The sequence below is a fragment of the Pseudomonas sp. MS15a(2019) genome (assembly GCF_013277805.1).
Lineage (GTDB): Bacteria > Pseudomonadota > Gammaproteobacteria > Pseudomonadales > Pseudomonadaceae > Chryseomonas > Chryseomonas benzopyrenica.
Window position 1 is genome coordinate 175,463 of record NZ_VBTN01000007.1, and the last position, 12,330, is coordinate 187,792.

General features: G+C 64.5%; 15 protein-coding genes and 1 other RNA gene. 9 read left to right on the forward strand and 7 right to left on the reverse strand.

Annotation, left to right across the window (positions count from 1 at the left end; translation table 11 throughout):
• Window position 1: 1 nt before the first annotated feature.
• A complete protein-coding gene (locus FEZ61_RS11230; protein ID WP_017639415.1) occupies window positions 2-784 on the reverse strand; it encodes a transporter substrate-binding domain-containing protein in 783 nt (260 codons plus the stop codon).
• Window positions 785-1,050: 266 nt separating this feature from the next.
• Here FEZ61_RS11230 and FEZ61_RS11235 point away from each other — a divergent pair, with 266 nt between their 5' ends.
• From FEZ61_RS11235 to FEZ61_RS11255, 5 genes are all read left to right on the forward strand, one after another.
• Window positions 1,051-1,746, forward strand: a complete 696-nt coding sequence (locus FEZ61_RS11235) for a FadR/GntR family transcriptional regulator (protein ID WP_017639416.1) — start codon at window positions 1,051-1,053, stop codon at window positions 1,744-1,746.
• Between the two features lie 193 nt (window positions 1,747-1,939).
• Window positions 1,940-2,266, forward strand: a complete 327-nt coding sequence (gene trxA, locus FEZ61_RS11240; RefSeq protein ID WP_017639417.1) for a thioredoxin TrxA — start codon at window positions 1,940-1,942, stop codon at window positions 2,264-2,266.
• A 227-nt stretch (window positions 2,267-2,493) separates the two neighbouring features.
• The gene (gene rho / locus FEZ61_RS11245; protein WP_017639418.1) at window positions 2,494-3,756 is read left to right on the forward strand and encodes a transcription termination factor Rho; all 1,263 of its coding nucleotides are present in this window, start codon (window positions 2,494-2,496) and stop codon (window positions 3,754-3,756) included.
• 118 nt (window positions 3,757-3,874) lie between these two features.
• Complete coding sequence (gene ubiD / locus FEZ61_RS11250; protein WP_074583511.1) at window positions 3,875-5,341, forward strand: 4-hydroxy-3-polyprenylbenzoate decarboxylase; 1,467 nt, start codon at window positions 3,875-3,877, stop codon at window positions 5,339-5,341.
• An 11-nt stretch (window positions 5,342-5,352) separates the two neighbouring features.
• A complete protein-coding gene (locus FEZ61_RS11255) occupies window positions 5,353-6,321 on the forward strand; it encodes a CDP-6-deoxy-delta-3,4-glucoseen reductase (RefSeq protein WP_173148656.1) in 969 nt (322 codons plus the stop codon).
• A 147-nt stretch (window positions 6,322-6,468) separates the two neighbouring features.
• On the opposite strand, the gene glpT is transcribed toward FEZ61_RS11255, so the two are convergent.
• A complete protein-coding gene (gene glpT / locus FEZ61_RS11260) occupies window positions 6,469-7,809 on the reverse strand; it encodes a glycerol-3-phosphate transporter (protein WP_173148658.1) in 1,341 nt (446 codons plus the stop codon).
• Window positions 7,810-7,999: 190 nt separating this feature from the next.
• Between glpT and FEZ61_RS11265 the strand changes: the two genes are divergently transcribed.
• Both FEZ61_RS11265 and FEZ61_RS11270 read left to right on the forward strand, forming a co-directional pair.
• The gene (locus FEZ61_RS11265) at window positions 8,000-9,025 is read left to right on the forward strand and encodes a DUF5924 family protein (RefSeq protein WP_017639422.1); all 1,026 of its coding nucleotides are present in this window, start codon (window positions 8,000-8,002) and stop codon (window positions 9,023-9,025) included.
• 45 nt (window positions 9,026-9,070) lie between these two features.
• Entirely contained in the window at window positions 9,071-9,478 is a 408-nt protein-coding gene (locus FEZ61_RS11270; RefSeq protein WP_017639423.1) for a flagellar basal body-associated protein FliL, read from the forward strand.
• Between the two features lie 6 nt (window positions 9,479-9,484).
• Here the strand turns inward: FEZ61_RS11270 and FEZ61_RS11275 are convergent, their stop codons facing one another.
• The gene (locus tag FEZ61_RS11275; protein WP_173148660.1) at window positions 9,485-9,940 is read right to left on the reverse strand and encodes an EVE domain-containing protein; all 456 of its coding nucleotides are present in this window, start codon (window positions 9,938-9,940) and stop codon (window positions 9,485-9,487) included.
• 182 nt (window positions 9,941-10,122) lie between these two features.
• On the opposite strand from FEZ61_RS11275, the gene FEZ61_RS11280 reads away from it, so the two are divergent.
• Window positions 10,123-10,290 (forward strand): hypothetical protein, encoded by a 168-nt coding sequence (locus FEZ61_RS11280; RefSeq protein ID WP_017639425.1) that lies wholly within the window; start codon window positions 10,123-10,125, stop codon window positions 10,288-10,290.
• On the opposite strand, the gene FEZ61_RS11285 is transcribed toward FEZ61_RS11280, so the two are convergent.
• From FEZ61_RS11285 to FEZ61_RS11300, 4 genes are all read right to left on the reverse strand, one after another.
• Window positions 10,257-10,892 carry a 5-formyltetrahydrofolate cyclo-ligase gene (locus FEZ61_RS11285; RefSeq protein ID WP_068384686.1) on the reverse strand — a complete coding sequence of 212 codons (636 nt, stop codon included), beginning with the start codon at window positions 10,890-10,892 and terminating at the stop codon, window positions 10,257-10,259. The two genes, FEZ61_RS11280 and FEZ61_RS11285, sit on opposite strands and share 34 nt — an antisense overlap.
• A 9-nt stretch (window positions 10,893-10,901) precedes the next feature.
• Window positions 10,902-11,079, reverse strand: a non-coding RNA gene (ssrS, locus tag FEZ61_RS11290) — 6S RNA.
• Window positions 11,080-11,138: 59 nt separating this feature from the next.
• The gene (locus tag FEZ61_RS11295; RefSeq protein WP_017639427.1) at window positions 11,139-11,447 is read right to left on the reverse strand and encodes a cell division protein ZapA; all 309 of its coding nucleotides are present in this window, start codon (window positions 11,445-11,447) and stop codon (window positions 11,139-11,141) included.
• Entirely contained in the window at window positions 11,444-11,674 is a 231-nt protein-coding gene (locus tag FEZ61_RS11300; protein ID WP_017639428.1) for a TIGR02449 family protein, read from the reverse strand. Before FEZ61_RS11300 ends, FEZ61_RS11295 begins: the two co-directional genes overlap by 4 nt.
• Window positions 11,675-11,772: 98 nt before the next feature.
• Between FEZ61_RS11300 and FEZ61_RS11305 the strand changes: the two genes are divergently transcribed.
• Window positions 11,773-12,327, forward strand: coding sequence for a UPF0149 family protein (locus FEZ61_RS11305; RefSeq protein WP_173148662.1), 555 nt, complete (start codon window positions 11,773-11,775; stop codon window positions 12,325-12,327).
• Window positions 12,328-12,330 lie beyond the last annotated feature (3 nt).

Genomic DNA, 12,330 nt, shown 5'->3' on the forward strand with positions numbered 1-12,330 from the left:
CTTACATGTCCTTGGGCAGCGGCTGGCCCAGCCATTTCTCGGCCTGGCGATCCAGGCTGCCGTCGGCGCGAGCGGCGTCGATGATGCTGTCCAGCTTGGCCTTGAGTGCCGGTTCGTGCTTGGCCAGGCCGATGTAGTTGGGCGAATTCTTCAGGGTGAGCTTCATTTCCGGCGCGCGCTCGGGCTTCTTCTCGGCGATGGAGGCCATCACCGAGCTGCCGCTGGCGATGAATTCGGTCTGGCCGGCGAGATAGGCAGCGATGGTGGCGTTGTTGTCCTCGAATCTCTTGATCACCGCCTCCTTGGGCGCCACCTTGCTCAGCTCCATGTCCTCGATGCCACCGCGGGTCACGGCGATGGTCTTGCCAGCCAGCTCCTCGGGCGTGCTCAGGCCGCTGCCCTTGGCGCCGAAGACGCCGAGAAAGAAGGGCGCATACGGCTTGGTGAAGTCGATGACCTGTTCGCGCTCGGGATTCTTGCCCAGGCTGGAGATGACCATGTCCACCTTGCCGGTGGTCAGGAAGGGGATGCGGTTGGTGCTGGTGACCGGGGTCAGCGCCAGCTTGACGCCCAGCTTGTCGGCGACCAACTGGGCGGTGTCGATGTCCAGGCCGCGGGGCTTGAGGTCGGGGCCCACGGTGCCGAAGGGCGGAAAGTCCTGGGGCACGGCGATGCGCACCGTGCCGCGCTGCTGGATATCGGCCAGCTGGTCGGCCTGGACGGGGGTGTGCAGGGCGGTCAGGCCCAGGGCGAGCAGGGAGAGGGCGGTCCAGCGCTTGAGCATGACGAGACTCCGGAAGCAGGATGGGTGGCTGTGCCCAGTGCATTTCATGTGCCAGTCCCTGGCCAGACGGACGCGAGGGCCGTCAGACCTGAGGATTGGTCTTACTGGTCTGAACAGTTGAACGGCGGCTAAGCAGGCCTCTGCTTTTAGCGTGGGCCGCTTTGGTGCGCGCTTACCGCCCTATGCTCCGCCATGGGGCCAGGCTTGAACTGGCGGGAAAATCGGCATAAAAGGCGAACTTCCGGACTGACTGGCCTGACCACTCCATGCCCTTCGCTGCCACCCGCGCCGTACCCCAATATGCCGTCGACGCCATTCGCCGGCTGATCGAGACCGAAGGCTATGCCCCTGGCGCGGCGCTCCCGGCGCAGCGTGAGCTGGCCGAGCGGCTGGGAGTGAGTCGCGCCTCCCTGCGCGAGGCGCTGTCCACCCTCAGTGCCCTGGGCCTGGTCAGCGTGCAGCCTGGACGTGGGGTCTATGTCCAGGAGACGGCGAGCACGGCGGACGGACACTGGCCCTTCGCTGGCGAGGTCGCCGCCGCCCATGTCTTCCAGCTGCGCTTTGCCCTCGAAGGCTTCGCGGCCGGTCTGGCCGCCGTTACCCTGGGCCCCGCCGACCTGGATCGCCTGGAGGTCAATCTCGCCGCCCTGCACCGGGCGCTGCGGGCCAATGAGCTGGAAGAAGCGGCCGCGCTGGACTTCGATTTCCATCGCCAGCTGCTGCTGGCCGCGGACAATCCGGCCATGCTGGCAGTGATCACCACCAGCCCCGAGCGCTTTCACGAAAGTCAGAAGCTGCCCTTCGTCCGGCCCGAGCGGGCACTGGAAACCTGGCAGGAACACCGGCGTATCCTTCGGGCCCTGAGTCGCCGCTCGCCGGCAGCGGCGCAAAAGGCCATGCGCGAACATATCCGCAATGCGGCGCTGCGCAGTGGAACCCCTTTCCCGGTGCCCGCTGTCTAACCAGCTGTCCATGATCGGCGGCGCGGTGGTCAAACGGTGCTAAAAAGACCCTATCGCCGGCTCGCCGGATCGTGAGCTGCCTCTGCCATCAATGCCCGTCATAGTCACCATCAATGTTCGAATGCTTTCGAAGTGACGGCAGCAGGGCTATCATGGCCATACTTCAAGTCGCACCCGAATTCGGAGAGAGTCAATGAGCGAATACATCACCAACGTCAGCGACGCCAGCTTCGAGCAGGACGTGCTGAAGTCCGACAGCCCCGTGCTGGTCGACTACTGGGCCGAATGGTGCGGTCCGTGCAAGATGATCGCCCCGGTCCTGGACGAGATCGCCAAGGATTACCAGGGCAAGCTCAAGGTCTGCAAACTGAACATCGATGAAAACCAGGACACCCCGCCCAAGTACGGCGTGCGTGGCATCCCGACCCTGATGCTGTTCAAGAACGGCGCGGTCGAGGCCACCAAGGTCGGTGCCCTGTCCAAGTCGCAACTGGCCGCCTTCCTCGACGCCAACGTCTGAGGAATCCAGTCGAAAGCCCCGCCATGCGGGGCTTTTTTATGCCTGGACGGCTGGACGAGCACCCATGCAGGTGCTAGATTCCAGCCCACGACCCCATCAGCGGGTCGTCTTCTCATCTGCTGCAGCCGTCAGTTCTCCTCTTCAGAACGCATCCCGCGAAGCTAATCTCGCATCCGACCGCTCAGCTCGATTCCCTCCTTCGCCTCTTCTCACGTCAACATACGTCTATGAATCTGACCGAACTCAAGCAAAAGCCCATCACGGAACTGTTGGAAATGGCGGATGCCGCGGGCTTGGAAAACATGGCCCGGTCCCGCAAGCAGGACATCATCTTCGCGCTGCTCAAGAAGCATGCGAAAGGTGGCGACGAGATTTCCGGAGATGGCGTGCTGGAGATCCTGCAGGACGGCTTCGGCTTCCTGCGTAGCGCCGACTCCTCCTACCTGGCCGGTCCCGACGACATCTATGTCTCCCCCAGCCAGATCCGCCGCTTCAACCTGCGCACCGGCGATACCATCATCGGCAAGATTCGTCCGCCGAAAGAGGGCGAGCGCTACTTCGCGTTGCTCAAGGTCGACACCATCAACTTCGACCGGCCGGAAAACGCCAAGAACAAGGTGCTGTTCGAGAACCTCACGCCCCTGTTCCCCAACAAGCGCCTGACCATGGAAGCCGGCAACGGCTCCACCGAAGACCTCACCGGTCGGGTCATCGACCTCTGCGCTCCCATCGGCAAGGGTCAGCGCGGTCTGATCGTCGCGCCGCCCAAGGCCGGCAAGACCATCATGCTGCAGAACATCGCGGCCAACATCACCCGCAACAATCCCGAGTGCTACCTCATCGTGCTGCTCATCGACGAGCGTCCCGAGGAAGTGACCGAGATGCAGCGCACCGTGCGCGGTGAAGTGGTGGCCTCCACCTTCGACGAGCCGCCGACCCGCCACGTGCAGGTCGCCGACATGGTGATCGAGAAGGCCAAGCGCCTGGTCGAGCACAAGAAGGACGTGGTCATCCTGCTGGATTCCATCACCCGTCTGGCGCGGGCCTTCAACACCGTGATCCCCAGCTCCGGCAAGGTGCTCACCGGTGGTGTCGACGCCCATGCCCTGGAGAAGCCCAAGCGCTTCTTCGGCGCCGCCCGTAACATCGAAGAAGGCGGCAGCCTGACCATCATCGCCACCGCGCTGGTGGAAACCGGCTCGAAGATGGACGAGGTGATCTACGAGGAATTCAAGGGCACCGGCAACATGGAACTGCCCCTGGAGCGTCGGATCGCCGAGAAGCGCGTCTTCCCGGCCATCAACATCAACAAGTCCGGCACCCGCCGCGAAGAGCTGCTCACCGACGAGGAAGAGCTGTCGCGCATGTGGATCCTGCGCAAGATCCTGCATCCGATGGACGAGATCGCCGGGATCGAATTCCTCCTCGACAAGTTGCGTCAGACCAAGACCAACAACGAGTTCTTCGATTCGATGAAGCGCAGCAAGTAAGGCGCAGTCGCAAGCAAAGGCCGGGAAATCCCGGCCTTTGGCGTTTCTGGACCAATGCTTTCTCGATGCGCGACTCAGGCGGTAGACTGCCAGACTTTCCCCAGCGCCAAGAGGCCGCATGCAATACCGAGATCTGCGTGACTTCATCCGCAGCCTGGAGCAGCGTGGTGAACTGAAGCGCGTGACCGCCCCGGTCTCGCCGATCCTCGAGATGACCGAAATCTGCGACCGCACCCTGCGCAAGCAGGGTCCGGCGCTGCTGTTCGAGAATCCCGTGGGCTTCTCCATGCCCGTGCTGGGCAACCTGTTCGGTACGCCCCAGCGCGTGGCCCTGGGCATGGGCGCCGAAGACGTCGGCGCCCTGCGCGAGATCGGCAAGCTGCTGGCCTTTCTCAAGGAGCCCGAGCCGCCCAAGGGCCTCAAGGACGCCTGGTCGAAGCTGCCGATCTACAAGAAGGTCATCAGTATGGCGCCCAAGGTTCTCAAGGACGCGCCCTGCCAGGAGGTGATCGAAGAGGGCGAGGCGGTCGATCTCGGCAAGCTGCCGATCCAGCACTGCTGGCCGGGCGACGTGGCGCCGCTGATCACCTGGGGCCTGACCGTCACCCGCGGACCCAACAAGGAGCGCCAGAACCTCGGCATCTATCGTCAGCAGGTCATCGGCCGCAACAAGCTGATCATGCGCTGGCTGAGCCATAGAGGCGGCGCGCTGGATTTCCGCGAGTGGTGCCAGAAGCATCCCGGCCAGCCCTACCCGGTGGCCGTGGCCCTGGGCGCCGATCCGGCCACCATCCTGGGCGCAGTCACTCCGGTGCCCGATACCCTGTCCGAATACGCCTTCGCCGGCCTGTTGCGCGGCAGTCGCAGCGAGCTGGTCAAGTGCGTGGGCAACGACCTGCAGGTGCCGGCCAGTGCCGAGATCGTGCTGGAAGGGGTCATCCATCCGGGCGAGACCGCGCCGGAAGGCCCCTATGGCGACCACACCGGCTACTACAACGAGGTCGATACCTTCCCGGTGTTCACCGTGGAACGCATCACCCGCCGCCGCGACCCCATCTACCACAGCACCTACACCGGGCGGCCGCCGGACGAGCCGGCCATCCTCGGCGTGGCGCTCAACGAAGTCTTCGTGCCCATCCTGCAAAAGCAGTTTCCGGAGATCGTCGACTTCTATCTGCCGCCGGAAGGCTGTTCCTATCGCATGGCGGTGGTGACCATCAAGAAGCAGTACCCCGGTCATGCCAAGCGGGTGATGCTGGGTGTCTGGTCGTTCCTGCGGCAGTTCATGTACACCAAGTTCGTGATCGTCACCGACGACGACATCAATGCCCGCGACTGGAACGATGTCATCTGGGCGGTCACCACGCGCATGGATCCCAAGCGCGACACCGTGATGATCGACAACACCCCCATCGACTACCTGGACTTCGCCTCGCCGATCTCCGGCCTGGGCTCGAAGATGGGCCTGGATGCCACCCACAAGTGGCCGGGCGAAACCACGCGTGAGTGGGGGCGGGCGATCGTCAAGGACGAAGCGGTGGTCAAACGGGTGGACGAGATGTGGTCCAGTCTCGGGATCGATTAACGGAGACGACGATGAAGGTCACCCTGCAGCCCTCGGGTGCGGTATTGGAAACCCAGCCCGGCGAAGCCATCCTGGCCGCCGCGCAGCGTCTCGGCTACAGCGGACCGCACAGCTGCCGCAACGGCAACTGCCAGCTCTGCGCCGCGCTGCTGGTGGAGGGGCAGGTCACCCAGCACGGAAAGACCGTCGATCACGGCGAGGTCTATGTCTGCGTGGCGGTACCGCTCAGCGATTGCTTGCTGCAGTGGGATGGCGTCCTGGCGCCCGGTGAGTTGCCGGTGCGTCAGCTGGCCTGTCAGGTGGTTGCCCTGGATGACGTCGGGGGCGATGTCCGCCGGGTGCGCCTGCGCGCGCCGGCCGGCCGGGCGCCGCGCTATCACGCCGGTCAGTACCTGTTGATCCAGCGCGATGACGGCAAGCAATCGGCCTTTTCCCTGGCCTCGGCGCCCCACCAGGGGCGTGAGCTGGAATTGCACGTGCTGGCCCGCGAGGCCAGCAGCCAGGCGCTGCTGGCGCAACTGGAAAGCAGGGGCATGGCCCAGGTCGAGTTGCCCTATGGCGACGCCCATCTGGCCGAACTGCCTGAGGGCCCCCTGGTACTGATCGCCGCCGGGACCGGCATGGCGCAGATGCACAGCCTGATCGAAGACGCCCGTACCCGGGGCTTCGCTCATCCGGTGCACCTCTATTGGGGCGTGCGGACGCCGGACGACTTCTATGCCATCGAGGCCTGGGACGCCTGGGCGGAATTGCCCAATCTCACCCTGAACCGGGTGGTGAGCGATGCCTGTGGCTGGGAAGGGCGCTGTGGTCTGTTGCACGAGGTGGTGCGCGCGGATTTCGCTGACCTGAGCGGCCTGCACGTCTATGCCAGCGGGTCGCCGGCGATGGTCTACGCCACCCTGGATGCCCTGGTGGACGCCGGCATGGACGCGCACCAGATGCGCGCCGACGTCTTCGCCTACGCGCCGCGGGGGTGAGCCTATCGCGGCCATGGGCCGCTCCTACGGGTAAGCTCTACCTGTAGGAGCGGCCCATGGCCGCGATTGATCGAAAAGCACAAAGCGTTTTCGACCAGGACCCAGAGTGGATGAGGCTGTGCCGTCATCCATCCTGGGCAATCGGCGCTACTGCGCCGACTTGGCCACCATGCCGGTGTGTCTCAGAGTCATCGCCAGGAAGACGATGGCCAGGACGCAGGAGCCGACCAGCAGCATGAAGCCACCATCCCAGCCGAAGTGGTCCACGGTGTAGCCCACCAGGGCGTTGGCTGCCACCGAGCCGCCCAGGTAGCCGAACAACCCGGTAAAGCCTGCGGCGGTGCCAGCAGCTTTCTTGGGCACCAGTTCCAGCGCCTGCAGGCCGATCAGCATCACCGGGCCGTAGATCAGGAAGCCAATGGACACCAGCGCTGCCAGATCGACACCGGGATTGCCTTCCGGGTTGAGCCAATAGACCAGGGTGGCGACCAGTACGCCGAGCATGAACACCACCCCGGTGGCGCCGCGGTTACCGCGGAACAGCTTGTCCGAGAGCCAGCCGCAGAGCAGGGTCCCGGGGATGCCGGCCCATTCGTAGAAGAAGTAGGCCCAGGAGGTCTTGTCCACCGAGAAGTGCTTGGCTTCCTTGAGGTAGGTGGGGGCCCAGTCCAGCACGCCATAGCGCAGCAGATAGACGAAGACGTTGGCAAAGGCGATGTACCAGAGCAGGCGATTCTTCAGCACGTACTCGACGAAGATCTCCTTGGTGGAGAATTCGCGTTCGTGACCTTCGCTGTAGCCCTCGGGGAAGTCCTGTTTCCAGTGTTCCACCGATGGCAGGCCGCAGGACTGCGGGGTATCGCGCATGGCGATGAAGGCGAAGACCGCCACCGCCAGAGCCACCACGGCCGGGACATAGAAGGCGGCGTGCCAGTCGTTGAACCAGGCCAGGCCGAGCAGGAACAGCGGGCCGATCAGGCCGCCGCCGACGTTGTGGGCGACGTTCCACACCGAGACCACCCCGCCACGCTCCTTCTGCGACCACCAGTGCACCATGGTGCGACCGCTGGGCGGCCAGCCCATGCCCTGGAACCAGCCGTTGAGGAACAGCAGGACGAACATGATGCTGACACTGGAGGTGGCCCAGGGTGCGAATCCGAACAGCAGCATCACCAGCGCCGACATCACCAGCCCGAAGGGCAGGAAATAGCGTGGATTGGAGCGGTCCGAGACCAGCCCCATGAGGAACTTGGACAGGCCGTAGGCGATGGCCACCGCGGACAGCGCCACGCCCAGTTCACCCCGGCTGTAGCCTTGCTCCACCAGATAGGGCATGGCCAGCGAGAAGTTCTTGCGGAGCAGGTAGTAGCCGGCATAGCCGATAAAGATCCCGGCGAAGATCTGCCAGCGGAGACGGCGGTAGACGGGATCGATGCGATCGGCGGGCAGCGGCGTGCGATGGGCCGCAGGGGCGAAGATTCCAAGCATGGGAGCCTCGGTATTGTTATAGGTATTAATCGAAAGCGAACATTCCAGGTTCGTTTTCGAATATTACAATGATATTACAGCCTGCATAGGCTTTTCCGCCCTGTGGCAGTGGGTGCCCGGATTCCCCCTTGATCTGTACGGGTTGCGCGCCTAGGGTGGCGCGTCTTTGCTGCCGTTTTCACGAGTCATCATGCCTGCCTGGAAAGTCCTGTCCTCCCGCGCCCTGACCCTGATCACCACCCTGTTCGAGCGCTATCCGCGATTGATCGCCCTGGCCGGCTTCATCTCGGGGATCTGCAGCTTCCTGCTGGTGGACCGGCAGAAGGGTTTCGCCCCGGTGATGGCGGTGATCATGCTGGCGAGCTGGGTCTGGCTGATGCTGGAAAACGTGCTGCGGGGCTGGGTCAGCCGCCGTTTCGGCTGGGAATTGCCACCACCGCTGCTACGCTACGCCACCCAGTTGATCCACCAGGAAAGTCTGTTCTTCTGCCTGCCGTTCTTTGCCATCACCACGGCCTGGAACAGCGGCCAGGCGCTGTTCACCGGACTGCTTGGCGCGGCCGCCCTGGTGTCCATCATCGATCCGCTCTACTACAAGACCCTGGCGCCGCGGCGCTGGGTATTTCTCAGCTATCACACCCTGACGCTGTTCGCGGTACTGCTCACGGCGCTACCGATCATCCTGCACCTGACCACTACCCAGAGCTACGAACTGGCCCTGGGCGTCGCCGTGCTGCTGTCCTTTCCCAGTCTGGCGGTGGCCTTCCGGGTACGCCTGGGCTGGCGCTGGCTGGGGCTGCTGGGCCTGTGCCTGGCCATCGGCGCCTTTGGCTGGCTGGGGCGCGCCTGGGTGCCGCCGGCCACCCTGTGGCTGACCGACATGGGCATGAGCACCAACTTCGACAGCCTCAAGCGCCAGCCCGGCGATGCGGTGAAGAGCCTGAGCAGCGCCCAGCTGCGCGCCCAGGGGCTCTATGCCTTCACCGCCATCAACGCACCGCGTGGCCTGAACGAGCGTATCTACCATGTCTGGCGTCATGCCGGTCGGGAGGTGGATCGGATTCCCCTGGATATCAGCGGCGGTCGCGAGGCCGGTTATCGCGCCTGGACCCACAAGCAGAACTTTCCCGGCGACGTGACCGGCCGTTGGCAGGTGCAAGTGGTTACGGACGTCGGCCAGGTGATCGGAACCCTCAGGTTCGAGGTGACCCCTTGAATTCCGCTGGCTATGCTGCAGCCATCCATCTCTAGAGGATTCGCCGTGAAAGCCGTCGCCGCCGTTTTGTTGTCTTTCTGCCTGGCCTTCACTGCCTGGGCGAACGAAGAGAAAAAGGAGGGGGAGGCCCCCAAGACCGAATTCTACAACCTGACTCCGGCCCTGGTCGGCAACTATGGCAGCGGGCCCAAGCTCAAGTACTACAAGGCCGACATCGCCCTGATGATGACCGGCAAGGAAGCCAAGGATAAGGTCGAGTTCCACGAGCCGCTGATCCGCAATCAGCTGGTGATGCTCTTCGCCCAGCAGACCGACGAGACCCTGGCCGGCGTGGAAGCCCGCGAGAAACTGCGCCAGGAGGCGCTAAAGCAGGTGCAGAACGTGCTCACCCAGGAGGAAGGCAAGCCCCTGGTGGAAGACCTGCTGTTCAACAACCTGATCATCCAGCCCTGAGCGCGGTCAGGCGCGGGCCGCGGCGACGATCGCCGCCCACTCCTCGGCGCTGACCGGCATCACCGACAGGCGATTGCCCTTGCGCAGCAGGGCGAAGTCGGCGAGTGCCGGCAACTGGCGCAGGCGCGGCAGGGTCAGCAGCCGCGGAAAGGCCTCGACGAAGGCCACCTGGCGCGCCGTCCAGGGATTGTCTGCGGCGCTGGCCTTGGGCGCATGGTAGGGGCTTTCCGGGTCTAGGGCGGTGGGGTCGGCGAAGGCTTCGCCCACGATCCGACCGATGCCGGCGATGCCCGGTTCGGCGCAACTCGAATGATGAAAGAAGAACAGCTCGTCGGGTTTCATGGCGCGCAGGAAGTTGCGTGCCTGGTAATTGCGCACGCCGTTCCAACGCGCCTGGCCCAGGCGTTGCAAGTCGTCCAGTGAGAACTCATCGGGCTCGGATTTCAACAGCCAGCAGGCCACGGTTCGTCTCCTGACGAATGGAGGCTCGGGAGCTTCCAGGAAAGGGTCTGGTCGATTGCAAGGGGCGACCGCTTGTCGCAGAATGCCGCGCATTCCGGATGTAGTCTGATCGTACGCGCTGAGCATAACAGGGCGACGTCCTGTCCTGCCCAAAGGTGCCAGCAAGGGGGTGGCCCAGTTCGATGAAACGCAAACCTGATCTGTTGTGGGTGCTGGTCCTGATCTTTACCCTGGGCGTGGTCACCACCGGGTATACCCAGAGCTTCTGGGAGCAGCGCCAGAACCAGCAGCAATACGCTCGCTACACCAGCGACGCTCAGCCGGCGCGGGAAGTCTCTCCGGTACGCTGACCGTACCAGCCGCCATCGCTCACCACGGCCGCCATGGGCACGTCCCAGGCCGCCAGTGCCAGTCGCTCCACCTTCTGACATTCATGGGCACAGCCGATCAGCTGCGGGCTGCGCCATTGCCGCCGGCGTGCCAGATAGGCCAGGTTGCGGTCATAGAAGCCCTTGCCCATGCCCAGGCGTCCGCCCTGCGGATCAAAGCCCACCAGCGGCATCAGGATCAGCCCGAGAGCCCAGGTCGGTCGACCCAGGCGCCGATCCGGGCGTGGCTCGGCGATGCCGAAGCGATTGCGCACCCAGGATTCACCGCGGCCGACGCGCTGAAAGATCATGGCGGTGCGTGGCCAGCGGGAGAGTACCGGCAGATAGGTGGCCTTGCCGCGGCGCTGGGCTTCTTCGAGCAATGGACGCGGATCGATCTCGCCATCGCTGGGCAGGTAGAAGGCGATATGGCGGGCGCGACGAAACAGCGGATGCTGGGCAAGCTGGCGATACAGTTCGCGGGCGGCCTGGCGTTGCTGTACGGGGGTGAGGGCGCGACGTCGCTGGCGGAGAAGCTTGCGCAGCGCGGGCCTGCTGAGATCGGTAGAAGGCGGGGTGGTCATGGAAGAAATGAGCTCTCCGGAATGCCGCTGCCGGTGTAGCCCTTGAACCCTTGGTTCAAGGTGGGAGAAGTCGTAGACCTTTAGGCTTTCCGCCGTAGCGGACATGCACACCAGTCTTACGAGCAACCCCCGGGGTGTTGCTTATCGGCTCGGGGACATGACCGACTGGCGCACACACCAGAGAGTGACCTCCAGTATACGCCCCTGAGCCAGGATGCAAACCCCCGCCGATCCCCGGGTCGGCGGTCAGGCAGTGGTGTCGTGTTCGGTGATCAGTGCCCGGTCGACGCGATCCAGCAGGTCGCGGACCCGCTCGCGGGTGCTGCTGACTTCCAGGCTGACGTCGTCCTGGCGGTGCAGCAGTTCGTGGGTGATGTTGAGGGCGGCCATCACGGCCACGCGGTCGGCGCCGATGACCTTGCCGCTGGCGCGGATCTCGCGCATCTTGCCGTCCAGGTAGCGAGCGGTGCTCTCCAGGTTGGCGCGCTCGTCAGCCGGGCAGCTGATGCGATATTCCTTTTCCATTATCTGGACGGTCACGGTCTCGATGCTCATGAGTCCTGCTCCAAAGCTTTCAGGCGTAAAATCATCGCTTCGACCTTCGATCTGGCCAATTCGTTCTTTTCGATCAACTCGGCGCGCTCCTGGCGCCAGTTGCGCTCGCCCTGGCGCAGTTGTCGATTCTGCCGCTGCAATTCCTCAAGCCGCAGGAGCAGGCGCTCCACACGGTCACCGAGGGCTTCCAGATCGGCGTCGAGGGGCGTGTCGCGAGACTCGCTCATGAGGGCTACAGCTCCAGAAGGGTGCAACGAGATTGGCCGCCGGCGGGGTCAGCGCGTAGGATAAGGCTTCATTCTAGCCAGCGCCCCACCTCGACGCCATGTCCAGCTCAGCATCCGCCTACGCCGCCTTCTCAACCCTGCTCGCCGAGGCCGCTCTGCCGGTCTCGCCCGCCGAACTCCACGGTCACCTGCTCGGTCGGGTCTGTGGCGGCGCGGGCTTCGACGAGAACGACTGGCTGGCCGCGGCCAGCGAGCTGCTCGGTGGCGCGCCGGGCGAACGTCTGCAGGCGGCGCTCTCGGGGCTGCTGGGCATGGTGCAACAGGAATTCGCCGGCCAGCAGGTGGCCCTGGTACTAATGCTGCCACCGGACGAATTCTCCCTGGTCGAGCGCACCGCCGCCCTGGGCGAGTGGTGCCAGGGCTTTCTGGCCGGCTTCGGCCTGTCCGGGCGCACGGGCGAAGTCTCCGGCGAGGCGCGCGAGGTGCTCGAAGATCTGGCAGCCATCGCGCAGATTCAGGAGCCCGCCGAGGAAGGCGAAGAGGGTGAGAACGACTTCATGGAAGTCACCGAATACCTGCGCGTGGCCCCGCTGCTGCTCTATGGCGAGTACGGCCGCGGCTCCCTCCCCGAACCTGCGCCCGTGGTGCACTGAGCG